Annotated in this window: 27 protein-coding genes and 1 pseudogene; 2 read left to right on the top strand and 26 right to left on the bottom strand. The window is 60.4% G+C overall.

Annotation, left to right across the window (positions count from 1 at the left end; all coding sequences use genetic code 11):
* Positions 1 to 39: 39 nt before the first annotated feature.
* The 25 genes and pseudogenes from ATN38_RS22955 to ATN38_RS22835 all read right to left on the bottom strand — a co-directional run bounded on the left by ATN38_RS22955 (position 40) and on the right by ATN38_RS22835 (position 22448).
* Positions 40 to 822, bottom strand: a complete 783-nt coding sequence (locus ATN38_RS22955; protein ID WP_007731708.1) for an SDR family oxidoreductase — start codon at positions 820 to 822, stop codon at positions 40 to 42.
* A complete protein-coding gene (locus tag ATN38_RS22950) occupies positions 819 to 1340 on the bottom strand; it encodes a gluconokinase (protein WP_209921595.1) in 522 nt (173 codons plus the stop codon). Before ATN38_RS22950 ends, ATN38_RS22955 begins: the two co-directional genes overlap by 4 nt.
* 104 nt (positions 1341 to 1444) lie before the next feature.
* Positions 1445 to 2488: an urea transporter gene (gene yut, locus ATN38_RS22945; protein WP_054827084.1), complete on the bottom strand. Its 1044-nt coding sequence runs from the start codon at positions 2486 to 2488 to the stop codon at positions 1445 to 1447.
* Between the two features lie 34 nt (positions 2489 to 2522).
* Positions 2523 to 3470 (bottom strand): urease accessory protein UreD, encoded by a 948-nt coding sequence (locus ATN38_RS22940; protein ID WP_007731712.1) that lies wholly within the window; start codon positions 3468 to 3470, stop codon positions 2523 to 2525.
* Entirely contained in the window at positions 3467 to 4108 is a 642-nt protein-coding gene (gene ureG, locus ATN38_RS22935; RefSeq protein WP_007731713.1) for an urease accessory protein UreG, read from the bottom strand. The genes ATN38_RS22940 and ureG overlap by 4 nt, the downstream gene beginning before the upstream one ends.
* A 10-nt stretch (positions 4109 to 4118) precedes the next feature.
* Entirely contained in the window at positions 4119 to 4832 is a 714-nt protein-coding gene (locus ATN38_RS22930; protein ID WP_161121249.1) for an urease accessory protein UreF, read from the bottom strand.
* Entirely contained in the window at positions 4816 to 5463 is a 648-nt protein-coding gene (ureE, locus tag ATN38_RS22925) for an urease accessory protein UreE (protein ID WP_003943839.1), read from the bottom strand. The genes ATN38_RS22930 and ureE overlap by 17 nt, the downstream gene beginning before the upstream one ends.
* A 9-nt stretch (positions 5464 to 5472) precedes the next feature.
* Complete coding sequence (locus ATN38_RS22920) at positions 5473 to 7191, bottom strand: urease subunit alpha (protein ID WP_003943847.1); 1719 nt, start codon at positions 7189 to 7191, stop codon at positions 5473 to 5475.
* A 35-nt stretch (positions 7192 to 7226) separates the two neighbouring features.
* Positions 7227 to 7664, bottom strand: a complete 438-nt coding sequence (locus tag ATN38_RS22915) for an urease subunit beta (RefSeq protein WP_003943812.1) — start codon at positions 7662 to 7664, stop codon at positions 7227 to 7229.
* Between the two features lie 29 nt (positions 7665 to 7693).
* Positions 7694 to 7996, bottom strand: coding sequence for an urease subunit gamma (locus ATN38_RS22910; RefSeq protein WP_209921592.1), 303 nt, complete (start codon positions 7994 to 7996; stop codon positions 7694 to 7696).
* A gap of 51 nt (positions 7997 to 8047) precedes the next feature.
* Positions 8048 to 9727 carry an ammonium transporter gene (gene amt, locus ATN38_RS22905; RefSeq protein ID WP_228117877.1) on the bottom strand — a complete coding sequence of 560 codons (1680 nt, stop codon included), beginning with the start codon at positions 9725 to 9727 and terminating at the stop codon, positions 8048 to 8050.
* 575 nt (positions 9728 to 10302) lie between these two features.
* The gene (locus ATN38_RS22900) at positions 10303 to 11298 is read right to left on the bottom strand and encodes a squalene cyclase (protein WP_218748730.1); all 996 of its coding nucleotides are present in this window, start codon (positions 11296 to 11298) and stop codon (positions 10303 to 10305) included.
* Between the two features lie 92 nt (positions 11299 to 11390).
* On the bottom strand, positions 11391 to 12086 hold the full coding sequence (locus ATN38_RS22895) for an Imm52 family immunity protein (protein ID WP_256932082.1): 696 nt from the start codon (positions 12084 to 12086) through the stop codon (positions 11391 to 11393).
* The gene (locus tag ATN38_RS22890; protein ID WP_166655149.1) at positions 12083 to 12259 is read right to left on the bottom strand and encodes a hypothetical protein; all 177 of its coding nucleotides are present in this window, start codon (positions 12257 to 12259) and stop codon (positions 12083 to 12085) included. The genes ATN38_RS22895 and ATN38_RS22890 overlap by 4 nt, the downstream gene beginning before the upstream one ends.
* A gap of 43 nt (positions 12260 to 12302) precedes the next feature.
* A complete protein-coding gene (locus tag ATN38_RS22885; protein WP_050655601.1) occupies positions 12303 to 12722 on the bottom strand; it encodes a hypothetical protein in 420 nt (139 codons plus the stop codon).
* A 60-nt stretch (positions 12723 to 12782) separates the two neighbouring features.
* A complete protein-coding gene (locus ATN38_RS22880) occupies positions 12783 to 13604 on the bottom strand; it encodes a hypothetical protein (RefSeq protein WP_143541217.1) in 822 nt (273 codons plus the stop codon).
* Positions 13605 to 13736: 132 nt separating this feature from the next.
* A complete protein-coding gene (locus ATN38_RS22875; RefSeq protein ID WP_143541216.1) occupies positions 13737 to 14483 on the bottom strand; it encodes a hypothetical protein in 747 nt (248 codons plus the stop codon).
* Between the two features lie 17 nt (positions 14484 to 14500).
* Positions 14501 to 15052: a hypothetical protein gene (locus ATN38_RS22870; protein ID WP_128637879.1), complete on the bottom strand. Its 552-nt coding sequence runs from the start codon at positions 15050 to 15052 to the stop codon at positions 14501 to 14503.
* Positions 15003 to 15155 (bottom strand): annotated as a pseudogene (locus tag ATN38_RS33440) (HNH endonuclease signature motif containing protein); the annotation flags it as partial. The gene ATN38_RS22870 and the pseudogene ATN38_RS33440, both read right to left, overlap by 50 nt.
* A 432-nt stretch (positions 15156 to 15587) precedes the next feature.
* On the bottom strand, positions 15588 to 16361 hold the full coding sequence (locus tag ATN38_RS22860) for a hypothetical protein (protein ID WP_228232371.1): 774 nt from the start codon (positions 16359 to 16361) through the stop codon (positions 15588 to 15590).
* A 3-nt stretch (positions 16362 to 16364) separates the two neighbouring features.
* Positions 16365 to 19442: a Tox-REase-5 domain-containing protein gene (locus ATN38_RS22855; RefSeq protein WP_218748728.1), complete on the bottom strand. Its 3078-nt coding sequence runs from the start codon at positions 19440 to 19442 to the stop codon at positions 16365 to 16367.
* Entirely contained in the window at positions 19439 to 19777 is a 339-nt protein-coding gene (locus ATN38_RS22850) for a hypothetical protein (protein ID WP_058227052.1), read from the bottom strand. The genes ATN38_RS22855 and ATN38_RS22850 overlap by 4 nt, the downstream gene beginning before the upstream one ends.
* A 62-nt stretch (positions 19778 to 19839) precedes the next feature.
* The gene (locus ATN38_RS22845) at positions 19840 to 20232 is read right to left on the bottom strand and encodes a hypothetical protein (protein WP_020968150.1); all 393 of its coding nucleotides are present in this window, start codon (positions 20230 to 20232) and stop codon (positions 19840 to 19842) included.
* A 90-nt stretch (positions 20233 to 20322) separates the two neighbouring features.
* The gene (locus tag ATN38_RS22840) at positions 20323 to 21006 is read right to left on the bottom strand and encodes an MspA family porin (protein WP_218748727.1); all 684 of its coding nucleotides are present in this window, start codon (positions 21004 to 21006) and stop codon (positions 20323 to 20325) included.
* Positions 21007 to 21596: 590 nt separating this feature from the next.
* Positions 21597 to 22448, bottom strand: coding sequence for a glycoside hydrolase family 43 protein (locus tag ATN38_RS22835; protein WP_007731746.1), 852 nt, complete (start codon positions 22446 to 22448; stop codon positions 21597 to 21599).
* A gap of 250 nt (positions 22449 to 22698) precedes the next feature.
* On the opposite strand from ATN38_RS22835, the gene ATN38_RS22830 reads away from it, so the two are divergent.
* Both ATN38_RS22830 and ATN38_RS22825 read left to right on the top strand, forming a co-directional pair.
* Positions 22699 to 23193, top strand: coding sequence for a DUF1877 family protein (locus tag ATN38_RS22830; RefSeq protein WP_218748724.1), 495 nt, complete (start codon positions 22699 to 22701; stop codon positions 23191 to 23193).
* A gap of 402 nt (positions 23194 to 23595) precedes the next feature.
* The gene (locus tag ATN38_RS22825; protein WP_020968146.1) at positions 23596 to 23976 is read left to right on the top strand and encodes a hypothetical protein; all 381 of its coding nucleotides are present in this window, start codon (positions 23596 to 23598) and stop codon (positions 23974 to 23976) included.
* A 435-nt stretch (positions 23977 to 24411) separates the two neighbouring features.
* On the opposite strand, the gene ATN38_RS22820 is transcribed toward ATN38_RS22825, so the two are convergent.
* Entirely contained in the window at positions 24412 to 24684 is a 273-nt protein-coding gene (locus ATN38_RS22820) for a hypothetical protein (protein ID WP_218748722.1), read from the bottom strand.
* Positions 24685 to 25055: the final 371 nt, after the last annotated feature.

The raw sequence follows: 25055 nt of genomic DNA, 5'->3' as shown, positions 1-25055 counted from the left end.
GCTTTCTGTTCGAGTAGCGGACGATCTAACAGCGGACAATCAGACGACGGCCGTCATTCCGCCGTCGACGTAGAGGATCTGACCGTTGACGAAATCCGAAGCCGGGGAGGCCAAGAACAGTAGCGACCCGATCAGCTCCTCCGTACGGCCCCAACGTCCGGCGGGTGTCCGCTTGGCGAGCCACGCGGTGAACTCCGGATCGTTGACCAGCGCAGAGGTCAGTTCGGTGTCGAAGTATCCCGGTGCGATCGCGTTGATCTGCAAACCGAAGGGTGCCCAGTCGGCGCACATCCCGCGGGTGAGCATCTTGAGCCCGCCCTTGCTGGCCGCGTACGGTGCGATTCCCGCTCGGCCGAGTTCGCTCTGCACCGAGCAGATGTTGACGATCTTCCCGTGTCCGCGCTCGACCATGCCGCGGGCGAATTCACGTCCGACGTAGAACGCACTGGTCAGGTTGGTGTCCATGACACGCCGGAAGTCGTCGTCGCCGAACTCGAGAAGCGGGGCGCGGTGCTGCACGCCGGTGTTGTTGACAACGATCTCGACCGGGCCGACCTCCGCCTCGATGCGTGTCGCCGCATCCCGGACGGCGGCCGAATCGGTGACGTCGAACGCGTATGCGTGCACCGTTGCGCCGGTCGCGTCGGCGATGCGTCGACGCTCGGCTTCGAGCACGTCGGAATTTCGGCTGTTGAGCACCACCACCGCACCCGCCTCGGCGAGACCAGTCGCGAGGGCCGAGCCGATGCCTCGGCTCGAACCCGTCACCAGCGCGACCTTCCCGGAAATGTCGAACGGGCCGGGGCTTGCGGTGCTACTCACGCTGTGACGCTCCTCTGAGATGTATGGATGTAGTCGACTGCCTCGCCCACCAGTGTGCTCGGTTCGGAGACGACATTCAGCGTGATGCCGCGCTCGTCGTCTGTAAGCGGTTCGAGAGCCTCGAACTGGGAGATGAGCAGACTCTCCGGCATGAAGTGCCCGGCGCGGAAACGCATACGTGCGGAGATAGTCTCGAAATCACCGGAGAGGTGGACGAACTGCACGTCGAGACCGTCCGGGCGCAACCGGCCCCGATAGTCCTTTCGCAGAGCCGAACAGGCAACGACGCCTGTTCGTCCCGCATCGGCACGCTCGGAAAGCCAGGCCGCGATCGCGTCGAGCCACGGCACACGGTCTTCGTCGGTCAACGGTGTCCCCGAACGCATTTTGGCGACATTGGACTCGGGGTGCAGATCGTCACCGTCGACGAAGTCTGCCCCGAGAGACGTGGCGAGACCCACTGCCACGGTGCTTTTTCCAGCACCGGCCACACCCATCACAACTACCTGCACGGTCATGCTTCGACCATGCCCGACTACCGAAGGCCAGACAATACTCGAGTGATACCGGTTCGCGAGGGTGCCATAGCGGAACGATCTAGGAACTTCTGCCCGTTCGAGCCCTATCCGTTCGCCTTCGCGATCGAATCCTTGCCCTCGGCCGCTCCACCCTCGATGGTGTCGTGCTGGATGGGAACGAACTTCTTCTTCGGCAGCAGGAACAGCCACGTCGCGAAGACGAACGGGCCCGTTCCGGCCGGCAGGCTGATCGGAGCAAAGGCAGACACCAGCGTGCCGTGGATGACAACAGTCACCAGTACTCCGAAGACGGTGTAGACGAACACACGCCACGACGGGTTGTAGAACACCGATCCGAGAGCAATTGCCGTCAGCACCGAACTGAGCCCGTAGAGACCATTGCCGATGTCGACGGTGTTTGCGCCCAGCGCCAGTACCGAACCCATCGCTATCGCGGAACCGATGAGCGCGAACAACGCCGCCCAACGCGACGCGACCAGCAGCGCGATCACGAAGATAATGCCGGTGACGGTGTTGTTGATCAGAAAGATCTGGGAGACGTTGCGGAACAGCGTGTCCCACAGGAAGCTGAAAGTGATTTCGGCATGAACTGACGCGTCCCCGATGTGCTGGGGAAACTGGCCCGCGCTGAGGTCTGACGTTTCGATCCGCAGGAACTGGAACGCCGCAAGAAGGAAGAACCAGTTGACGAGGTTGAACGGAAAGGTCAGCGCCGGTACGCCCCACGTCTTGAAGACATTGGCAACGGCCAGGAACGCGATCGTCGACGCGGCAGCTCCCACCACGAGGTAGATCCACAGCATCACACCGCCGGCAAGGAACGTCGGAAAGGCAGCTCCCACAAGAATTCCGTTGTATCCGTACAGGCCGATACGCATCGAATCGTCGTCGGAGTGCAGCATCATGCCGGTGACGGTGGATACCACCAGACCCACCACGGCACCAATTGCGACGGTGATCGTGTCCGCGGCTATCGCTCCCCAGAAGATACCGACCAGAAACAGCAGGCCCGTCAGCGCATTGCCCTGGAACATCACCTGCCCGGAGCCTTTGAGATTGGTGTCGATGAATCTGAGCACGACGTTCTTGTCCGCGACGTCGTCCCAGGGTTTGGTGATGGTGGTCATCGCACGTCCCTCGATCCTTCTCCGACGATCCGCGTCATCCCCACAGCGGGACGGGCGGAATGGTGGTGTCCAGAACTGCCTTTCGCACCAGAGCCCAGAAATCACGAACCTTCGCCTTGACGGGTTCGCTCTCCGGACCGAGGACTTTGAAGATGAGACCGGCGTCGTTCGGTAGCCGACTCGCTCCGGAAACGACCTTGCCGTCACGGCCCGGAACTACCTCTTCGAGAATCGCGTCGGCGTGCTCCTTCGGTGTCAGCAGGATGACATTGCCGAACACGTCGTGGTCGCCCATGATTCCGCCGTATCGCACGGGGAAGCGTGCCGGTTCGATCACCAATTTCTCGGTGAAGAGGTTCTTCCCGTCCGGACGCTCCGCCTTGATCATTGTGGAGTACAGGTCGTAGACGAACATCTCTCCGCCGTCGTGGTACTTGCGACCCGACATCACGATCTCCGAGAACAACAGCGTTGCAGTCGGATCCACCGTGATGTCGGTGCGCGCGTAGTACCTCGCGTTGCGGTGTGGGATCGTCACCCCGGGCATCAGTTCGAGATACGAATTCTCCGCGAGCACCACTTTCTGGAGTTGCGACGCGTGATTGGCATCCATCCGGTGAACCTTGGTGGCCGACTGAGTGGTCACGTGCGCGAGGGAACCCGGTTCCATCTCGATGGTCAGGAACAGTCGATCGCCTTGCAACACACTGCCGGACGTCGAGATCATGTAGACGCACGGCATGGTCGGCAACGCTTCGTCCCAGTACAGCGCCTGCTGAACGAGCAGCGGTGTCTTGCGGTACATGTCCCGCAGAATCGTCTTGTCGCCCCGGTCGACAAATCGCATCTCGAGAACGCCGGTCTTCCCGACCTTGCCGGCCGGGGCCTGCTTCGGCTGGTCCTGGTACTGGTCGAGTTCCGGGATGGTCGGGATCGGCCCCGGGAGCGACCGCGATGCTCCCGGGACGGACGTTGCGCTCACGGTGCGCTCGCTCCCACTTCCTCTTCGTCGAAGAGTACTCCGTGCACGATGAGGTCCACCACTTCCTTGATGCCTTCCCCGGTCATGCAATTGGTGAAGACGAACGGCTTGTCGCCGCGCATCCCCTTGGAGTCGCGATCCATGACTCCGAGATCGGCGTTGACGTACGGTGCGAGATCGGTCTTGTTGATGACCAGGATGTCGGACTGCGAGATTCCCGGACCGTTCTTGCGCGGAATCTTGTCGCCTGCGGCTACGTCGATGACGTAGATGAAGAAGTCGACGAGAGCCGGACTGAACGTCAGTGTGAGGTTGTCGCCACCACTTTCGATGAACACCACGTCGGTGTCGGGGAACGTCTTCTCCATGTCCTCGACCGCCGCGAGATTCATACTCGGGTCTTCGCGGACGGCGGTGTGGGGGCAGGCTCCCGTCTCTACGCCGACGATACGTTCCTCCACGAGAACACCTTTGAGAGCCTTGCGCACATGCTTGGCATCTTCGGTGGTGACCACGTCGTTGGTGATGATCAGAACGCTGGTGCCCCGCTTGATGAACTCCGGTGTGATCGCCTCGATGAGCGCGGTCTTACCCGAACCCACGGGTCCGCCGATTCCGATGCGCGTTGTCTTCTTCATCGTTCTCCTTCTAGTTCATGAACATTCGGACGTGCGCCTTGACGTGCACCGCAGCCAGAATGTCGATCATCGGGGCGAAATTGGACATGTCGTCGAGTCCGTAGTCACGCACTGCGGCGTACTCATGGCCGGCAGTCTGATTGACCTCGAACAGAATCTCTTGCGTCGCGAGGTGATCGACTCGGACGATACGAAGGGCAGCGCCGAGCAACGTCATCGCGACGCCGTACTGATTGACCGTGAAAGCGTCCTCTTCCGGAGAACCCATCTCCGCGAAAGCAATTCCGAGGCCGACGGGGTAGGTACCCGGTGTCTCCCCCGATGCGATCGCGGCCAACCACTTGTTGAACAGGGTCTCACCGGCCAAGCGCCCGCCGAGTTCGGCCAACTTCTTACCCATGCGGGTACTCATCGTGCGTGCTTCTTCGTTGAGCTTGCGTTCGATCACTGCATGATCGGCCGCGAGGATCGCCGAGAAGTCACCGGCGGTCGCGCCCCGGTGCGCCGCGAGTACGGCGATACCGTCACACGTCGCGCCCTGATGGGTGGCCGAGAGCACAAACTCCCGCAGCGACGGACCGCCCGTGACAATTCCTTGCGCCACGGCCGATTCCAAACCGTTGGAGAACGAGAAGGAACCGACCGGGAACATGGAATCGGAAAACTGCATCATCCGCATCGCGCGGTTGATGCTGAGCCCGGATCCCTCAGACGAGAGGGTCATGGGTATGCCCCTCGCCCTCACGCGCGGCCGCACCGAACAAACGGCGTGCCTCGTGTGGAGCGATGTAGGGAATGACCTCGGCGCCCGGGATGAAGGTGTACTCGATGCCCTCGAAAGCATGTGTCCGCATCACCGAGCCCATGACCGCCTTGTCGACGGTCAACGGAACGTAGACCTTCATTCCCTTCACCACCGCAGGCCAGTGCTGGTTACCCACGGCATGTCCCAACTCCAAGCACGTCTGAATCATCTTCTCGGGCGTGACGTCGACCAGCGCGCTCAGGTCGATCTCCAACACGTCCTTGAGGTTGATCCTGGCCACGACCACGGTGTTCGCCGGCTCGTCCCACAGCAGAATGTCGCCGTCCTGCAACTGAATACCGCGATCGAGCGAGACGGCCAACTCACGTCCACCGATCGTGGTGCGGCGCAATCGACTCTTCTGCGCTTCCCACTGGTCGAGCGACAAGACGTCCACTACAGCCTTTTCGAGTCGACCGGCCCACTCCTCGTCGGTCTCCTTCCCGAGCAGCGCGTCGACTCGCGTCGGCTTTCCGCTCGGCGCGGTCATCTCGCCGTGCGTGTGTGGCGTCGCATCGGCGCCGTGCGTGTGTGTGATTGTTCCCGACACTGGAGACCCCTAACTGAAGAAGTAAAGTTGGTTCAAACGAATGGATTCGGCGGGTTCGACGTACGCATGGACGCCGTCCGCAGTCACCGCGAAGGTCTCCGGGTCCACCTTGATTTCCGGAGTAGCCGAGTTACGAACCAGATCACGCTTGGTGACCGTCCTCGTGCCCTCGACGGCAACAACCTGACGTTCGAGACCGAGTCGATCCTTGATGCCGTCGTCGAGCGCCGCTCGCGAGACGAACGAGACCGAACTCTGCGGCAACGCCTTGCCGAATCCACCGAACATCGGCCGGTAGATCACCGGTTGTGGTGTCGGGAGCGACGCATTCGGATCTCCCATGGCGTGCCAGCTGATCAGACCGTTCTTGATGATCGTCTTCGGCTTCGCGCCGAAGAATGCGGGCTCCCAGAGAACAAGATCCGCCATCTTCCCGACACCGATCGACCCGACCACATGCGAAAGACCGAACGTCAACGCTGGATTGATCGTGACCTTCGCGACGTAGCGCAACACGCGGAAGTTGTCGTGTGTCGGTGAATCCTCTGGCAGCTTTCCGCGGGACCGCTTCATGCAGTCCGCTGTTTGGATCGCGCGAAGCCAGTTTTCTCCGACGCGGCCCATCGCCTGCGAGTCACTCGAGAACATCGAGATGACGCCCATGTCCTGCAGTACGTTCTCGGCACCGATCGTCTCCGCGCGAACGCGAGACTCGGCAAACGAAACATCCGAGGGCACTTTGGGATTGAGGTTGTGACAGACCATGATCATGTCGAAGAGCTCGGCCTGAGTGTTGATGCCGTACGGCAACGTCGGATTGGTCGACGCCGGAAGTACGTTGTCCTCGCCCGTCACCCGCAGAATGTCGGGTGCGTGACCACCACCCGCACCCTCGCTGTGATAGGTGTGAATGGTACGGCCTTCGAAGGCCGCGATGGTGTCCTCGACGTATCCGGCCTCATTGAGGGTATCCGTGTGAATGGCGACCTGAACGTCCATTTCGTCTGCCACCCGAAGAGACTCACGAATTGTGGCCGGTGTCGCGCCCCAGTCCTCGTGGACCTTCAGACCGGCCGCACCGGCCTTGATCTGTTCGACCAGCGACTGATGCCCGGACGAGTTCCCCTTGCCCAACATGCAGACGTTGACCGGCAAACCCTCGTTGGCCTTGAGCATCATCTCCATGTTCCAGATACCGGAAGTGATGGTGGTGCCGTTGGTTCCGTCGGTCGGGCCGATGCCGCCACCGATCAGCGTCGTCACTCCCCCACTGAGCGCGTGGTACGCCTGCTGTGGTGACACGAGGTGCACGTGCGGATCGATGCCGGCGGCAGTGAGGATCATCTGCTCACCGGAAATCGCGTCGGTCGCCGGACCGGTGGTCAGCCCCGGGGTGACGCCTTCCATCGTGCTGGAGTTTCCCGCCTTGCCCCAGCCGACGATCTTGCCGTCTTTGATTCCCACGTCTGCCTTGACGACGCCGATGGTTGCATCGACGATGACCACGTTGGTGATCACGAGGTCGAGGGCACCGTCGATGCTGCACGACTCCGGATCCTGGCCCATGCCGTCGCGCAGCGTCTTGCCGCCGCCGTAGATCGACTCGTCGCCGATCGTTCGAAGATCTTCCTCGACCTCGATGTACAGGTCGGTATTACCCAGCCTGATCTGGTCACCCGTGGTGACCCCGAACAGACCCGAATACTCTTGTCTCGAAATGCTTGTCATGGGTGTTGCTCTCCTTCGTCCGCCGTGAACGAGAATCAGTCGGTTTGAGGTTCGGACAGGAAGCCGAGTTCTTCGGCACGCTGGACGGCTCCGGGGAGCCTCGGCCGGTAGGCGGCGTGGGTCGGCGCCCAACCGTCGACAAGTCCGTTGAAGCCTTGCACTCGTTGCTTGCCGCCGAACGGCACCAACGTCACTTCCTTCTCGTCGCCCGGCTCGAACCTGACCGCCGTGCCCGCGGGAATGTCGAGGCGCCAGCCGAAGGACTGTTCACGATCGAAGGACAACGCGCGATTGACTTCCATGAAGTGGTAGTGCGAACCCACCTGGATGGGACGGTCACCGGTGTTTCGGACTCGCAACTTCAAACGTGGACGGCCCTCGTTGAGTTCGATCGGCTCGTCCCGCAACACGTATCCGCCGACCGGTACTTTCTTCTCGCCGCCGGAATCCTTCTTCGTCGATTTGCTTGCCATCTTGGAGTGCTCCTGACATCTCGGTCGGGCTACTGGATCGGAGAGTGCACGGTGACGAGCCGGCTACCGTCGCGGAACACCGCCTCGACCTGCACACGTGGAATCATCTCCGCCACACCGTCCATCACGTCGTCGACCGTCAAGGCGTGCGATGCGTCGGCCATGACCTCCTCGAGAGTCTTGCCCTCCCGAGCTCCCTCCAGGGCGGCTGCAGTGATAACTGCGACGGACTCCGGGTGATTGAGTTTGAGCCCCTTTGCCTTTCGCCTCAGTGCGACATCCGCCAACATGAGGATTGTCAGCTTGTCGAGTTCTCGCGGTGTCAGATGCATTCTGAAGGCTCCTTGTCGATCATGCGGTAACTCCCTGTCGTCGAATACATGTCAGCTCCCCTGTTCCGTCGCTTCGGTGAGAGGTTCGGCCGCTTGCTGGACGAAACCGCTCCTCCTGCCGCCCGAGTACTCGTTGATCGCGTCCAGAACCGCCTGTGCATGTTCCGAGGCGACCAGCACCTCGACACGCAACCGCTCGGTGAACACGACGTCGTTGCGTTGTCCGCGGAACTTGAGCGAGGCCGAGTCACTCGCGGAGACATGCGCTTCCGATACGACTATCGACTCCGCTCCGGCGGCCAGCAGCGCCTCCCGTAGCTTCTCGGACTCGATGGTCTGCAATACCGCGGTGATGAGTTCGTGCTTCGGGGCGCCGAGGTTCGGAACAAGTTTTGCCCCCTCGACCAGGACCCCCGAGTCGAACCCGCTGGTCTGCGGCGCACCACCCGCGTCCACGAATGCGGCGTTGTAGCGGTATGCGTCCATGCCTTGCTGACGACGGTCGATGTCCACCTGGTCTTTCGGGGCCAGCTTGAGACCGATGGTCTTCTCGATGCCCGTGGCGATCAGCCAGGTCACCACGAACGAGAAAGCGATGACGACGATCAACGCCAGTGCCTGCTCGCCGAGTAGTCCTGCCCCGCCGCCGAAGAAGAGTCCGTCGCGGCCGATCGAATTGATGGCTTTTTCGCCGAACAAACCGAGAAGGAGTGAACCGAGGATGCCGCCGATGAAGTGGACCGCGATGACGTCGAGCGCGTCGTCGAACTTGAAGATCGACTTGAGCGCGAGCGCGAAGTGGCAGACCAGTCCGGCAAGCGCGCCGATCGCCAACGCGGAGAAGGTGCTGACGAAGCCGGCGCAAGGGGTGACGGTCGCGAGACCGGCTACCGCGCCGGTGATTCCGCCGATCGCCGTGGCCTTGCCCTCGGTGTACCTTTCGATGACGAGCCAGACGACCATACCGCCCGCTGCGGCGATGTGAGTGTTCATCAAGGCTTGTGCCGCAACACCATCGGCGGCCAATCCGTCGCCTGCGTTGAATCCGAACCAGCCGAACCACAGGATGCCTGCGCCGATCAACGCCAGAGGCACCGAGTGCGGGACTGCCTCGGCGTTGGGCCATCCCGGACGTTTACCGACCACCAGCAAGATTGCCAGGGCGGCGGCGCCGGCGGATGCGTGGACGACAATTCCGCCGGCCCAGTCCTGAGCTCCGCGGAGCGCCAACCAGCCTTCGGGATTGAAGAGCCAGTGCGCAATCGGGGGGTAGACGATGATCGACCACAGCACGAGCAGAACGGCCCAGCCCAAGGGCTTGAGCCGGTTTGCGGTCGCACCGGTGATCAGCGCGGGCGTGATGATCGCGAACATCATCTGATAGACCACGAACGCCAGAGTCGGTACCGCGACTGCACCTTCGATCAGGTGGAAGCCCGGGGCGGCGGCTGTGTGTATGTCCTGCAAGCCGAACAATTTGAGGTCACCGAGGAAGCCGGAACCCCAGTCTCCACTGAACGCGAAGCTGTATCCGAACACGACCCAGGTAATCGAGACGAGTCCGAGTGGGACGAGGTTCTGCTGCAACATGACGAGCGCACTGCTACCACGCACCAGACCGGCGTAGAAGAAGGCGAGTCCGGGAACCATGAAGAGAACCAGACCCGCGGAGATCAGCACCCACGCCGTGTCCCCACTGTCTATCACTGCTTCGGCTAACACCATTTCCATCGACATCGACGACCTCCGAGCATTATTCGGACCTGAACAAAGTCATTGGTTAGAGCAGCAATTCGCGATGTTCCGGTTCGCTGCGACAGTTACGCTACGCCCCATAGTTGCACCTTCTCAGCAAAATCGGGGGAACATCCGGTTTTCACGTTTAGTAGAGCATTGTTCTGGGAAAAGATGGGACTTTGCCTAAACATTGCGGACGCTCCACAACCTACAATTGCGGGACTAATTCTCGCCGAAAGTGGTTTAAGTCCTGCAAAATGGGGAACGTAGCCGCAGGTGAGCGCCACTTTCGGAGCAGAAATGCCGTTTCCAGCTCGGGACTTAGCTCCCTAACCGAGACAGCTGCGAGCGCCTTATTTGATTACCAACGTCGGTGACCCGCCTATCCAATCGGGTAGGTAATTTCACCGAACATCTTCTCACCTGTTCAGATGATTAACCTTCACCGCACTGAGGGCAATCCTGTCGTTAATATGTTCTTCATCCGTACTGGATATTTCGACTGGAAGGTCGAAGATCACCTTTCGATAACCTTTAAAGGTGAAATAATTTTCGCTGTAACTATTTTGTTATGCAGAACCTAGAGGGGAGGATTGATCCCACCAGGCGAGCACTCGGATGCCGGACAAAGTCAGCCACTTCGACGGCTCCCCCGCCTTTGTGTCGACCTCGAACCACACCCGCCCCGGTTGGCGACCGGCCTGGAGCCACGTCCCATCCGAGGCTCGAGCGGCCCGGATCATCTCGATCGCGTCCGCCATTCGCGGATCAGGCTCATTTCCATCCGACAACGACGCTTCACGGAAGTAGTCGGCCGCATTGAGCACGTTGTAACGCCACCGGAATGGATACGCGAACCGTCCGACCCAGGGCCCCAGCGGTTCGCCGGTCGAGAGTCGCCGGAACAGACCGCGCCGCAGTAAGAATTCCTCACCGGATCGCCGAGCCGCGCGCGTCTCATCTGTTCCCCCGGTCGCGATCTCGTACGCGAGAAGCCCTTTGAGTGAATTGAGCGTCGAATGGAACGACGATCGGGTCGAACCTTCGATCCACTCACAGTTCCACCCACCATCCGGAAGTTGATGCCGCACAAACCAATCAGCCAGTTCATCAACGGGCATGCCGAGCCAAACACCGTTTGCCACCGTCCAGGCGTTGATGCAGCAATCGACCTCACCGTCCCAGTACGGCCGGCCCTCGTACTCCCAGCGACAGTTCTCCGCGAGCAGTTCTGCAGTACGACGCTCCCGCAGAACACTGGCGTCGAGGCCCCACTCACGCAAGGAGTTGAGCGTCCAAGTAGTTGCCGTCCAGGGTTGCGAACCATCTTCTGCTGCTTCGGGTCCCACGAAGTCGAATTCTGCCGGGAAGAACGCCCCACCCGCCCATTTGCCGTCTCGATCCTGCAATGAAGGCAGGCGTGCACCAAATCCTTTGGTAGCGATCGACGCGCGCGTCGCCGCCCACACAGTGGGCGCTTCGTTCAGCAGGTCGCGCTCCACCTGCCACCGAATCGCCGGATCCGAATCGAGGAGCCACGCGAGCAAGTCGGCTCGGGGTGCCATCTGGCAATACTATCGAAAGGCGAAGCAGGTCATCCGGTTAACACATTTCTCGACGTCTGATGCAATGGTGAACTCCGGACCCGTTGCGTGGCCTACACCGGATAACCCAACGCCGCCCGCACCGCCACGATGTCGGCGGCAGCGACCTGCATAGGCTTGTCCCCCAACCGAATCAACGTGCCAGTGGGCAGTTCCTCTACCACCGCAGATTGGGGCAGCGCGCTGCGATCGAACGTAACTCCGGAATGGAAGTATGTTTCCCATCCCACCTCGACCTCACCTTTCGACCGATTCTGAAGGTGCCGGTAGTCTCCGATGCTCCACCGAGCTCGCTCCGGTTCCCAATGCTTGACGATCACTCTCATGATCGCGTCTCCGATATCCGGGTCGAGCAACCGCCGGGTACTGTCGGTGAGCTGCGTCTCCGTCGGCAACGACACCAGGACACTGTTGGGAGCACTGGTTTCCAGCCCGCCGACCCAGGCACCGACCCGGCGCGCGGTCCCGTCCTCGGGCGACAAGTCGATGTCGTAGCCCGGTCCCGGGGTGTCCGAATACCCCATCTCCTTCGAGCGGGAATACTCGAAGATTCGCACCAACCCGTCCACACTGAGATCTGCTGGCGCCTTGTCGAACTCGGCAGTCGAGACCCACGACAACGCCAGCCCCGGGTCGATCGCTTCCAGATCATCGAGGAAGGCCCGCATCGTCTGCGCCACTTCCTGACTCGACTGCACCCGTGTCCCCCAATATCCGGCTAAAGTCGGCCGCCGCCCGAACATGCTCATCGCCCCGTCCTTTCCAATCCGACCTGATCTCCATAGCCCGACACTGCGCGCACTGCCACGATGTCGGCGGCACCGACGTGCATAGGCTTGTCTCCCAACCGGATCAACGTGTCAGTGGGTAGTTCCTCGATCACGGCGACTTGGGGGAGCGCGCTGCGCTCAAGGCATGCCATCACATAGTTTCACCACGGCAAAGCATATGTTGGGCAAGTTGGTTCAGCCGAGCCATTCGGAGATGGTGGCGTTGTCGACACCGCCACCGAAAGAGTGGAACACCAGCAACGCTTGCCCCGACATCACCAGGCGACCGTCCTCGGTGAGGCCGATATCGAGCATCCCCGCTTGCCCATGCACCTGGCACCACACGAAGTCGGGAACCCGCAACAACCCCGACGCCGGGTCCGTATCGAGGTCCGCCGGATGAAGGGACACTTCGCCGAAGACGTTGTCCTCGAGCGCTTCCGCGGTCTCACGGTCCACCAACACCAGCGGGCCGGCGCCGATCAGTCCGTCGGTAGGTTGCCGGGTGAACACGAAGTGAGCCCTCTCCACCGTCGGCGGCAAGGTTGCGGTATCGACAACTGTACGATCCCCGACAAACCCTGGCTCTTCCGGGACGACGACCCAGTAGTCCATTAATTTCTCCCCTTGAAGTGTTGTGGTCGAAGCAAATCCGAGATTCTTGCACTCACATGGCTAGCCGTCGCCCAGGTCTTCGAGAACGTCGGCGAACACCGAATCCGGTAACGGGTAGTGCTCACGCACCGCGGCACGGCGATGCTCGTCGAGCCACCGCAGTGTCCTCTCACGATCATCGGCAGCAGCGACTTCACGAAACTGTGTCCAGAACATCACAAGTGGAGCTTTCGGGTCGGCAACCCAGCCGCGGAAGTATTCAATTGCGTTGTCGATAACCTCGAGCGGTGAACCGGTGTCAGTGATCACACGCAGCCCCGCCAAGATTGTCCAGCGTGCTGGACCCGACTGATTGCGCTCAAGGTACTGCTTCTCACGGAGTGGGGTGAGTGCCGCCTCCGATCGTGCGTCGAACAGCTCGGATGCTGGCCCCTCAGCCCACCAGATCACTAGCTCGGCAGCGGAGACGGTATCAAAGATATCAATCTGGCGGCCATGGTAGTCGTGTCCGCAATGCCTGCTGTCGTAGTGGTCCTGCCACTCAGTGAGTGTTCCGGGATCGAGGGGTTCGATGAGTGGTAGGTGAGTAATCGTCAGTTTCTCACGGTTGGGAATCGGATCGATCCCGACGGTGTCGAAAAACCATCGCACCGGAGTGTGCAGCAGCTTGGCTCGCAACCCGCTCCCGATGATCGTCCAGTTCGGGCCGAGCGTCTCCACTGCCGCTCCCAACACCTTCTCCCACGCAGCGCCTCTCCCCTTTTTCGGAGTGAGGTCCGCGATCGCATCTATCGCCATCTCCCGCAACTGATCCCGGTCCATTCCCAGGGACTCCAGGACCTCAGTGACCGATTTCGGCGACTTAGGCTTGTCATCGCTCATGTGCATGCTTGCCATAAAGGACCATTCGTATTATTTGGTAGACGAAAAGGAGCGACTGTGCGCACCGCCAGCGGTTCTCCGACGCGGCGCGCGATCCATCCGATTCCACTCCCTCACGCCTACTTCCCTCGGCTACGAGTCCTCAGTACGGAAAATCACATCGGCAAACGCAGAATCCCGAAGCCCGTATGCATCCTTTACAGAACGACGTCGTTCTTCGTCCAGCCACTGCAATGTCGCTAGTCGGTCTCTGTTTTCCGCGACCGCGCGAAATTCTCGCCAGAAACTTTGGACGTGGCCACCGACATCACGGCGAGCCAACTCCCAGAGGACGCTGTCGATGACCTCGATTGGCGAACCGGTGTCAGCTATCACCCGCAGTCCAGCCGAAATCATCCAATCCCGGCAAGGCTCTTCCTTGCGGTCGGCATAAGCCTGCTCGGCTGCAGCTACCGAGTCGGGAAGCGGCGCTGCAGCAAAGAACTTGGTGGACGGACCGAGCGCCCACCAGCGCACGATCTCCGCAGCACCGCGGGTATCGAAGATGTCCATCTGAATATTCGGTGGTTCAGAATCTGTGGGACCAGGTTGATATGAACTCTGTCGAAAGGTGATAGTGCCCGGCGTGAATTCTCTCATCAGGGGCGCATGACTGAAGGTCAGCTCTTCCCGATTCGGTTTGGGATCCAACCCAATGGAATTGAACCACCATCGCACTGGTAGATGGATCAACTCCGCCTGAGTGCCAGATCGTGCCACAACCCACTCTGGGCCAAGGTTGCTCGCCGCAGACTTCAACACCCGCTCCCATGCAGAACCGCGCCCCTTCCTCGGGGTCGACATGGCCAAGCCATCGATTCCCTCGAGGATGGAAGCCAACTTCGCTCTCCGGTGTATCAAACGATCGAGCGCTGCCAGTGGCTTTCTCCAGGTAAATCACGATAACGCAGCAAGAAGTCGGAAATATTCCGCCCCACGATAGGCCAGTCCTCACGTCCGTCGAGAGTTGAAGCTAACAGAACATTGAAGTCGTTTTTTCTTGTGTCGAATACAATGAAATCTGGCTCGACCACCATTGTGCCGATTATTATGTCACTCTTCAAGAAGCGCCCATCCTCGTCATCCCAGAATTCCAGCTCGCGTTCCGTAACTTCTCGAGCTTTAGGCGGAGAAAGGAGTGTTATTCCGTCCTTTCCTAAGCCCCTATCGTGGTGAAGTCTGCATTCTCTCGCACTTCTCCATAAATCGAAGAGATCTCTCGGCAGGGTATCTAGGTTCCAATACTGAGACACCTCTTCAGCCTCTGCCGGCGGGTCGTATGTGTTGTAGACGTCGAATGATCGGCCTGGATGCGTCGGGACTAGGACCCGCTGGATGTCGGGATAGGACTCCAGCGCATCAGTTATAGATATCGGCATAAAATTCCCACCATCGAGTGAAGAGTGCATGTATAGAAGTGGGCAGGGGAACTAGATTCCAGAATTCATTCGTACCTCCGTACTTTCGGGGAAGTATGTGATGCACCTCCCAGCGCCTTCGACCGCGCCGGAATCTCCCACATCGACTGGATCGCCGAAGGGTTCGACGCCATAGACAAAGGCCGCAGCCGGCCGCCCGCCTTCGAAAACGGTATGGTCTCCGCTGACCGCCTCACTACCGACCCACGAATCATCCGCACAATTAGCCCCGGCCTACCTGGCAGTCCGGACATCATCCCTCAGTATCAAGCACTATCTGCGAGGGTTCCGGAATCGCGGGATCCGGGCGTGCAGGTTCATTCACGGACGGAACAGAGGGTTGATCATGCTCGGCAGGTGGAACGGTACCGTCGATGGCGGGTATGCCGCGCGGTGGCACTCCACCCGGAGCGTCGATCAGCTGGTGCGTAGCCGGATCGGGATCGCGGCGCGGTAATTGCGGGCAGGCTGGTCGGTCCGCGCCATCCCTACCTGCAGGCAGCCCCGAGTGCGCCCAACGTAGGGCTCACAGCCGTCTGAAACCTTTGGGTAGAGGAATCTCCGGTCGTTCGGTCGGCAGTCCTGCTGCTGCGCGGATGCTTCGGATGTCCTCGACGGTTACCGGCGTGGACAGATTCTTCTGGATGACGATTGTGCCGTCATGGTAGGGAAATGCCTCCACGCTGGGCGGGAGCTGCGTTTCCTTGATCGGCAACTCAGGACCGAAGTAGGTGCAACTGCCCACGATTGCGTCACCCGGTACGTTGCGCTGAGGCGATGATTCGGTTCGGCGGTAGAGCACGGTGACACGCGAGTCCCAGATGTCGGCTAGTCCCTGTACGAGCTTCGATGCCAGCGAAATCAGTGATTCGTCGGCAAAGGCACATGCGAATGCGCCGGACCCTGAGGTGCCCCCGAAACTAACAACGACTTTGACGTCTCCAGCGGGTGAATACAGGGTCATATGTCGTCCCAATGAGAGGGGATACATACCGCCGGTGGCATCAGGGGATCGTCTGCGCTCGATCAATGCGGCTTCGATCGATTTTTCCGTCGGAGGCACAAGGATCTGACGGATATTCGACGCCAAGGCTTGCTCGACTCCGGCACCGTCGGGGAGGGCATCGCCTACTGTTTGGTACAAGTCGACGTCGAAGACAGGATCGATGTCGCGAAGCAATCGTAGCGAACGTGCAACGAGCGCGGCCGTGACGGCCTCGCTTTCAGGCGCACCCTTTCGTGGAATGACCTTCACTGTCAAGCCCGCCGTAGGATTGCGGCGCAGTGATGATGTAGGCACTCTTCACTCCCCTCCAAATACGATGATGTTGATGTTCTCCAGCCCGATTACCTCGTCGAACGCATCCTCCATTATCTGCGCAGCTTGTTCTTGCAGAAACACCCATTGGAGGTGTGCATCGCTGCCCGCAAGAGCTATGGCTCGGACCTGTCGCTCAGCTTGCTCAAGCATGCCATCGACAATATTGTCGCGCATGAAGTCTGGTACATGCGGTCTGAACAGCATGTCGTAATTACCTTTGACCTCTTGAAGAATATTGAGTTCTCGGATCCAGTTGTCGATACTGATGCGCCCGGTTGGTCTGAAAGGCGCCGGAAGGTAGTAAGTGAACGCTGGGTCAACTCCGGTAACCAACTGCTGAAAAGCTGCGTTGGGTGTCAAATTGCCGTTCTGGTCGAACATCGACGCGATCTCTGATGGATAGGCGTTGTCCCAAATACCGTGACCGCCCTCAGGATCTCCGAGTATCGGAATACGACCTGCAGGAACGTCTGCGGGTTCACCGGTTTCGATTCCGCCAGGATCCGTCTGCGTGTTTGTAATCGGAAGCGATACGCCTGGTTCGCCAGAATCGGGCTGTTCCGGCGGGGTAGCGACAGTCGGCCGGTCTGTCGGACCTGGAATAACACCTGGCTGCTCGATCGTGCTCGGATCGGTGGCGAAGGGGTCGAATTCCGGTGGTCCGGGTTGCTGCGGAGCGCCGGGAGCATCCGGATTCACCGGCACATGACCGACATCGGGCAAAGTCGGCACACTCGGTTCCTCGACGTGACCTGGCGAGGGAGCCTTCGGTTCTGGGTTCGACCCCGGATCAGCAACCTCACCGGGCGAGGGTGATTCCCACTCGCCACGATCGGGATCGCCGGGCGAAGTGGGTTGCGAGGGTTCCGGAATCGTGGGATCCGGGCGTGCAGGTTCATTTACAGACGGAACAGAGGGCTGGTCATGCTCGGCAGGTGGAACGGTGCCGTCGATGACGGGTATGCCGCGCGGTGGCACTCCACCCGGCCGGGGAACACTCTGCGCCGGAACAGACGGTGCGCTGGTCGGGGGCCGGGTCGGTGTTGTCCGGTTCGAGACGATCAGGTCTTCGGCCCGGACTGCGCCAGCAATCAGACGCCCCCCACGCAATGGTGGGAGAACGAAGCTCATGATCTCGCCGGTGTAAGGCTGATCGAAAGCAACGCCCGGGTCCAGATAATGCGGGTCGCCGATCAGAACGGGTTCGCCGGTGCTCCAGTCGTACAGGTACAGAGTGGAGGTGTAGTTGTCGAAAACCCGATGCGGGCGACCCTGCTCGTCGTAGGTGACCTGCAGGTCGTGCTCTTCTCCCTGGGCGTCGGTGTACGTCCAACTCCACACGTTCGGCACTTTCGAGGCTGTGCCAGACCAGCTGGTTCCGTTTTCGTCCGTGAAGGAGGTGTCAGTGACGACAGGTTCGGTGGTGTAGTCCTGCCCGCCGATGTTCGAAGTGATCGGCTCCTGGGTTTGATTGGCGAGTATTGCGTCGCCGACAGGGTTTCCGGTTCCTGTTTCGGTGATCGGTGGTTCGGAGACCTCGGAGTTAGGGTCACCGGACATGAGATGGCCGAGGTCTGAATCTGCCGGGTCCGCAGGTTCTGTGGTGTAGTCCTGCCCGCCGATGTTCGAAGTNGTGAAGGAGGTGTCAGTGACGACAGGTTCGGTGGTGTAGTCCTGCCCGCCGATGTTCGAAGTGATCGGCTCCTGGGTTTGATTGGCGAGTATTGCGTCGCCGACAGGGTTTCCGGTTCCTGTTTCGGTGATCGGTGGTTCGGAGACCTCGGAGTTAGGGTCACCGAGCATGAGCTGCTCGAGGCCTGAATCTGCCGGCTCCGGGGGGGTGGCGGCGAGGACGTTTTGTGCGTCCCTGCGTGCTTGTTCGCCCTCCGGGGTCATCGGGCCGATGAAGTTCGCCTGCGCTTCGAGCGCAGCACGTTCTTCCGGTGTCAGCTCCGGGTCGGCGAGGATCGGGTACAGCAGGTTCTCTATGCCCGCGGTGTCGACGACCTGGACGAGTTGCCCGTCCCGGATCTCGTAGTGCGTCGGAACAGGAGTGCCGTTGGCGTCGTACGCCCACGGGGCATCGATTGTCGAGACCGGATTCCCGTCGGCGTCGAAGACGGTGACCGTGCCATCGGGGTTGACACTCATGTGACCGCCGGGCGGCACCGTCACCGGAATCACGGATTCGTGCGACGACGTTTCGTCGTGGATCAGGAAGAAGAACCGGCTTCCGCCGGTGATCGGATCGAACACCCGCAACGAGGACTGCCCGCCAGGTGCGTACGCAGTCAACGGCGACACGACAGTCCCGACCGCCTGGGAGAGTACTGATTCGGGCGTGCGGGGGCTGAAAGGTCCCGGCCGCCCGCGCACTCCGATACCCGCAGCGGTGAACGCCGCAGCGCCGATCAGGGCGAGTTCGAGATACCGGTCACGGCCCGAGTCCTCCCCGGCGGTGGAAACATCTGCTGCCGGGTCCGGAACCGTTTGGGCCGGTGCGATATTCGAATCCGAATCCGCGGGGATCGGTCCGGGACCACGATCGGTGGTGGTTCCCTCACCCGGGGTGGGTGTGGGTGAGGGAACCGCTGATGCCGATGCATTGGGGAATGCACCGACACCAGTTTCCGAGGCCGGGGACTCGGAAGTAACGGGCGGAACCTCGATCGTCGGCACAGGGACGATGGGGGTGCCGTTGTAGGTGGGAAAGTTCGTCGGAGCATTGGCCCCGACATTCGGGCCACCGCCTGGAGCCTGCACACCGGGGAGCCCGACAGTGGTCGTCGGCGCAGCTGTCGACGTCGTGGACGGCGCGCTCAGGCACGGGTTGATGATCTCTGGCGGGATGGGCGCGCCAGGTGGCAGCGACGCAATGAGATTCAGGTAGATCTGATGATCACGTGCCCGCACCGCCGCGCAGTCTTCTTCCGGCGTCGCGTTCGCCGGAGCGGCGGAGAGTGCAATTCCCGCACCGATCGCTCCGGCCGCTCCGGTCAACAGCGCCCCGGCGGCAAGCACTCCCGCGAGAGTCCGGCGAAGTCGTCTACCGGACTTCACCGGCGCGCACCACGATTGTCACTCTTCTTCGTTCGGAGTAGCGCGATGAGTTTGTCTGCGCCCCACCAGAACAACCGTCCGGAGATCGACATCCACAAGAAGAACGCCAGGTAAACCAGGATCGTCCCGTAGTCGTTCGCCCAGCCGGCGAGCTTCCCGATCACCGCGAATGCCGCGATCAGCAACCCCAGTCCAACTGCCGTAGCGATCACAGCCTTGGAGAGTGGACCGAGTTCACTGTCCGGATCCCAGTCATCAACGTCTGCAACGTCTTTCCTATCGACGGCAGCGGGTTCCGTTTGGACACTGCGGCGTTCGGCGTTGTTGACGGTCATGGCTGGAACTCCAAATAGGAAGGGAGAGCGGGGACAACGGGTCGCCGACGTTCGGCCTGGTATCAGTTCCAGTACTGCTCCGTCAGCACTATGTGCCCCTCACTGGCGGGGTGATTCGGGTCGGAGACAAAGACATTGGCATGCCCACCACGCGCGGCTGCTTCACCGAGCACAGCTCCTTCGAGGGCGTCGACCTTGCCATCGGTAACAGTTATCGCGGAACCAGGCGCCAACCAGACCCCCCTCAGCGAACCTGGAACGATGTTCGCAATCGCATCAGGAATCGGGCTCGCCGCCAATGCCGCGGTTTCCGCATTCGAGAGCGACAGACCGATCCGGCCATGTTCCGGTTCGACGATCGGAGTTGCGGCAGATGCCACGCCGGCGCCGAGAACACCGATCAGGGCGATACCTGCGGTGAGAGTTCCGGCAGTGGCCAAGGTACGAATCTTCATGATTTCTCCTTTGTGGGCGTGATGAGTAACCACCCCTGGACGGGGCGGATCGGGAATAGTCGCCAGCAGCGCTGACGACGGCTGCGTGGGTTAGAGCCAGGTGGGATCGGAGTACACGAACAACGTGTTGTCGGACGTCGCCGTCGACACCGAGAGTTGTGCGTACGAGCGGATCGTCACCGGCCCCATGCACGCATCAACCTTCACGTGCACGTTCTCTGCCGTGATCGACGCCTTCGACGACTCGAGATCCTTCTCCCCCAACGGAATCGTCGTGATCGTGCCCGGCGCAATCGTCGACTGAATACTCGGATTCACCGACGCATTCACACCCACGTTCGCCGACGGGACACCCGAAATACTCACACCGACAGACGGGCCGAGCGAAAAGCCAAGCCCCAAGCCAAGTCCGGAGGAAACATCGATCTGGCAGCCGATCTGCAATCCCTGCTCGACATAACCGGTCTTCACCGCCGAATCGCCCGCACCACCGATCGTGCCGGTCACCTTCGCCGACACGAACCCCTCACGAGTGAACGCCGTCGTCGCCAGATTCGGCACCGGATTCGCCGACAGTTTCGTGGCGGCAAGATCCAACGACCAGCCGTCATCGGTGACCGTGCTCGCGAATTTGTCCGCCAACGCCGTCGGCGTTGCCGATGCGCTCCCTGCGAAGACCACACCCGACGACAGCGCGGCAACCGCACACGCCGCGAGCCCTACCGCGGCCCTCGATCGACGGTGGGATACGCCGTTTTGCGATTCGATCGACATGAACTGCTCCTCCACGTGACACAGCAACCAGAGCGGTAGCCGACAACTAACTGAATTAGTTACCGGACGGTACCAATCGTCCTGTTTGCCCGCCAGCGCGCCATCTCCCCCATCTTGGATTTAGGGTGAACTTTCGGTAACAGATATATATCGACAGGCTTATCAGCAGCGAAAAGGACCTAGGTCCTACTATGAGCAAGGTCACCGTTTACGGACGAGAAGATCCCTCAGAAACAGTGCGGCAAATCGAATTGAATCCGCATTTCGCGGGCCTCAGAGCAGTTGGAGACCGAAAGTGCGGGCATCAAGCCAGTGCGCGTACTTGAATATGAAACCAACAGGCATTACTTGGCAATCAATCGTGAAGTACGGCGCCCGAGCGGGGCCTGGGAGCGCAACTCTGCACAGCTCACGCGGAGATACTCACTTCGTGGTCGGCGCGAACTCGTCGGACCCACTGGCATCGCATCGTTAGCTTGTCAATCACTGATTAGCGCAGGCGACGCACACAAGTAGTACGCAAGTACGAGAAAAGGCTCTGACCAAGACCGGAGTCCTTGATCAGAGCCTTACCAACTCGGGGTCGAAAGTTATGCCGGTTCTCTCATGATGCCGAGATGCCGTGCAGTCCCTGACACCCCAGGAACCTCTTGCACAGGAGACCAGGTGTTCAGCCCGTCCGTGCTGTCGGAGTAGAGATACTTACCTTCGGTATAGGCGTCAAGATAGATCCGCCAGTCGCCGCTCGGCAACTGAACCACGGCCGGACCTTCGACAAGCGAACCCCAATTCCCTGGCGGGACAAACGAATAAGGTCCCGTCACCGAAGGAGCGACCGCATGCTCGACGACCTTTTTCGTCTCGTTCTTGGTGAACGCATGATAGGTCGATCCGACTTTGACCACGGTGGTGTCGATGTGGTCCGCACCGATCCCGGCGAGCGGAACAGGCGGGCTCCACAACCGGAGCGACGGTTCCAACGCCGTCATCAGATACGGCACAAATCCTCCACCGGTCGACATCGACAGGATGACGTTGACGCGATCGCCGTCCACAAACCATTCAGGCGCCCAGGCCTTGGTGACGAATGGTGACAGCGACGGTCCGTCGCTGAATCCGGCCGAACCCGAGAAGCCCGGGGGGCTCGCAGAACCGGTGCCATCTCCCGTGCCAGGCATCAAGGCGCAGCAAAACGGAACCGGATAGTTCCCCAGCGGCGTCCAGTTGATGCGGTCGCTGCTGCGTGCGAACCCGATGTTCGCCCCACCACCCGTCGTGTAGGTGAGGTAGTACACCCCGTCCGTGTTCCGGAAGATGCTCGGATCACGCACGAGCCCAGATGGCGGCCTGTACGCCGACTGCTGGACGAGCTGAAAGCCGGTGCCGTCGGCCGACTCGTAGACATCCATGTCGCGGTCGCTGGCATTGCTGAACGCCACCATTGTGTATTTCCAGTCAGGCGGCGGCGCGGCGCTGCTGGCAGGGGCTGCGACCAGCAACCCCGCGACGACGAGGATCACCAGCGATACAACAGAAAGGCCGGTCCGTTTTGTCGGAATCACCGATGAAGTATGTATGACAGCAGGCCCACCATGGGTAACTTCGGTCGGAGGCAGAGCAGGATCGTTACCTAAGTCGATTCGTCTTGTAGTGACGGCGGGACGGCGGCAGGTCGGCCGTTAGCATCACGCCATGGAACTTGGGGTGCATTTCGCGCTGTCAGACAGCGTGGCAGCGGAACTTCTGGACGCGCGCGGCGACGACGACAAACTCGGCGCTGTGGTCGAGGACATCGAGGAGACGGGCCGATCCGAGTTCTCGTGCGACACGGACAAGGCGTGGGATCCGATCCTGTGCGCCCTCTCCAGCACGGGGTACGAGCGCGTGTCCGAGAACTGGCCGGCCTACGGCGTGATCCTGGGGGACGAAGACCTCAACACCGACACCGACGACCAACTCGTCACCTACCTGGCACCCGATCGGGTCGCCGAAGTCTCCTCGTACCTGGCGGAAATCACCGAATCCGAGTTCGGCGTGCGCTACGACGCGATGCCGCTCGACGACCGCAACCCGGAGTACGGCTCCGACGAGCGCGGGTACGCCTGGGGCCGGCTTCAGGAAGTGGCGGACTTTTTCCAGCGCGCGGCCCGAGAGCGTCGCCACGTGGTATTCACCGTGCGGTTCTGACAGTCGAGAGCCCACTGCCGAAGCAGCGCGCCCTCGAAGAAGGAAAGACCGCTTGACAGTGGCGCTCAACTGCGGAGGACCCTCTGCGCGGGTTCTTGCTCTGACAATTCCTGTGCCGCAGCGTTTCTGGGTGACCGAGTGCGTGTCCTTCTCGCAGCCAGACTGACCAGTAACGGAAACGTAACGACGGCCCGGGCGCTTCTCTGGCATTCACGATCTTGACCAGCAATTTCACTGAAACAGTTTATTCTTCAACGGATTTCCAGTAGTGAGCTGCATCTCAAACCAACCCAATGGATTGCTCATTGTTTGCAACATGTCGTTGACTGTTACCGGAAGAATCAGACAAAGTGGCCCGTGGAGGCGCCAACTCGAGTGGGCCACCGACGAGGGAGAAGCCGAATGACGCACCTACGCAGGATGATTACCGCGGCCGCATTGATACCTGCCGGTATCGCAGCCATCGCACTCAGTGGCGCGGGCGCAGCATCAGCTGTTACTCCGATCGCCGACAACGGGCGCATCGGCGTGCAGCTGAACCAGGGTGAGACGGCATTGTTCGGCCAGCTCAATGCCGGCGCTGCGATCGAAAGCATCACTAACTCCACCCAGATCGGCGTGCGCCTCGCACCAGGATCGCGCTTCGAGAGCGGCCCCAACGTCGTCTGGGGACGTCTCGACCAGTTCGCCAACGAAGCAGCCTCCCGTGGTGGAGAAATTTCTCTCGGCGTACTCAACCCGGCGAGGGGTTCACAGCAGTTCTTCTTCATTCAGAACTGGTAATACCCTCCGCCGTCGAATTGATGCTTCGCTCTTCCTGTGGCGGGGCGGAGCATTTTTCGTTTCCCGTGGCCACGTTCGTCGCCGAGTGTTGAACAGGCGACGCTATCCCGGGCGACTTTTGTGAGGACTGTAAACGGGCACCGATTCGAGCGAGAAATTCCTTGTGCCGCTGCGTAATAACGCATCCACAACCGACCCCTGAGGCGAACGAATGAGCTGGACTCGAAAAGAGATAGCGATCATCGTGACCGCCACCGCGGTGAAACGGGTGCTGCCGTCATGGTGCGAAATGGTGTGACGCTGTTCCCAGCAGGATCCGGTCCCACAGGGTTCAGCGTGTGCATGGTGAATGGCAAGCAAAACAGCAGCGCGGGACCATCGCTGAGGTGGTCAAGACCGTCTTTGATTAATCGTCCCCGGACCGAACAAAAAGGACTACGGAAGCAATTCCAAGAATTCTTGGATAAATTCTCGAACTGCCGTCTCATTTTTGGATGCCTTCGCGGGATCGTCCCACCGCACCGCATTTACTATTTCAATCGGAAACCACGCACCCCTCAATTCCTCGAAATCGGGCGCATTTTCGGATTCACGTGCGTCCACATAACTCTCAAATATATCGACGAGCGTTTGTAAGGATATTTTACCTTCCCTGTAATCACGACTAACTTGCTCGCCTTCAGTGCGATATTTTCCGTTTCCCGTCATATCAACTTCACTTTCCTCTTAGCCGACCAAATGAGGTCGTCACAACTGTACCGACCTCGTTAACGACGACTGATAGGTTATTTGCCGAATCATAGAATACGATCGTTGCGTCGCTGCTAGGGGTGGCCACCCCATTTCGAATTGCCTGTTCGACAAGGGAGGGGAGGTTGCCGCGCCGCTGCATTCGATCAAACGCATGCCCAGTGTATTCGCGACCGTTGACCACTCCCGGAGGATTGGTTCCTGGCTTTACGTCCAATTCGCGGCGGATGCTCGAAAAAATGGGATGAGCTGCAGAGACTAGGGGAAGAGGACTACCGCTCGCGATGGCGTTGACAGCTACTGAATTGGGCTGCGCGAAGAGCAGTTTC

This window comes from Rhodococcus sp. FH8, from assembly GCF_019266085.1.
GTDB lineage: Bacteria > Actinomycetota > Actinomycetes > Mycobacteriales > Mycobacteriaceae > Rhodococcus_F > Rhodococcus_F qingshengii.
The sequence above is the reverse complement of the archived record's forward strand: the minus strand, read 5'-3'. Positions and strand labels throughout refer to the sequence as shown.

Bases quoted from the DNA above. Each gene is read 5' to 3' on its own strand.
- ATN38_RS22950 (WP_209921595.1), bottom strand. From the start codon at position 1,340: ATGACCGTGCAGGTAGTTGTGATGGGTGTGGCCGGTGCTGGAAAAAGC.
- yut (WP_054827084.1), bottom strand. From the start codon at position 2,488: ATGACCACCATCACCAAACCCTGGGACGACGTCGCGGACAAGAACGTC.
- ureG (WP_007731713.1), bottom strand. From the start codon at position 4,108: ATGAAGAAGACAACGCGCATCGGAATCGGCGGACCCGTGGGTTCGGGT.
- ATN38_RS22930 (WP_161121249.1), bottom strand. From the start codon at position 4,832: ATGACCCTCTCGTCTGAGGGATCCGGGCTCAGCATCAACCGCGCGATG.
- ATN38_RS22920 (WP_003943847.1), bottom strand. From the start codon at position 7,191: ATGACAAGCATTTCGAGACAAGAGTATTCGGGTCTGTTCGGGGTCACC.
- ATN38_RS22915 (WP_003943812.1), bottom strand. From the start codon at position 7,664: ATGGCAAGCAAATCGACGAAGAAGGATTCCGGCGGCGAGAAGAAAGTA.
- ATN38_RS22910 (WP_209921592.1), bottom strand. From the start codon at position 7,996: ATGCATCTGACACCGCGAGAACTCGACAAGCTGACAATCCTCATGTTG.
- amt (WP_228117877.1), bottom strand. From the start codon at position 9,727: ATGGAAATGGTGTTAGCCGAAGCAGTGATAGACAGTGGGGACACGGCG.
- ATN38_RS22900 (WP_218748730.1), bottom strand. From the start codon at position 11,298: ATGGCACCCCGAGCCGACTTGCTCGCGTGGCTCCTCGATTCGGATCCG.
- ATN38_RS22895 (WP_256932082.1), bottom strand. From the start codon at position 12,086: ATGAGCATGTTCGGGCGGCGGCCGACTTTAGCCGGATATTGGGGGACA.
- ATN38_RS22890 (WP_166655149.1), bottom strand. From the start codon at position 12,259: ATGGCATGCCTTGAGCGCAGCGCGCTCCCCCAAGTCGCCGTGATCGAG.
- ATN38_RS22885 (WP_050655601.1), bottom strand. From the start codon at position 12,722: ATGGACTACTGGGTCGTCGTCCCGGAAGAGCCAGGGTTTGTCGGGGAT.
- ATN38_RS22880 (WP_143541217.1), bottom strand. From the start codon at position 13,604: ATGAGCGATGACAAGCCTAAGTCGCCGAAATCGGTCACTGAGGTCCTG.
- ATN38_RS22870 (WP_128637879.1), bottom strand. From the start codon at position 15,052: ATGCACTCTTCACTCGATGGTGGGAATTTTATGCCGATATCTATAACT.
- ATN38_RS22850 (WP_058227052.1), bottom strand. From the start codon at position 19,777: ATGACCGTCAACAACGCCGAACGCCGCAGTGTCCAAACGGAACCCGCT.
- ATN38_RS22845 (WP_020968150.1), bottom strand. From the start codon at position 20,232: ATGAAGATTCGTACCTTGGCCACTGCCGGAACTCTCACCGCAGGTATC.
- ATN38_RS22840 (WP_218748727.1), bottom strand. From the start codon at position 21,006: ATGTCGATCGAATCGCAAAACGGCGTATCCCACCGTCGATCGAGGGCC.
- ATN38_RS22835 (WP_007731746.1), bottom strand. From the start codon at position 22,448: ATGGTGGCGTTCAGCAATGCCAGCGACCGCGACATGGATGTCTACGAG.
- ATN38_RS22830 (WP_218748724.1), top strand. From the start codon at position 22,699: ATGGAACTTGGGGTGCATTTCGCGCTGTCAGACAGCGTGGCAGCGGAA.
- ATN38_RS22825 (WP_020968146.1), top strand. From the start codon at position 23,596: ATGACGCACCTACGCAGGATGATTACCGCGGCCGCATTGATACCTGCC.
- ATN38_RS22820 (WP_218748722.1), bottom strand. From the start codon at position 24,684: ATGACGGGAAACGGAAAATATCGCACTGAAGGCGAGCAAGTTAGTCGT.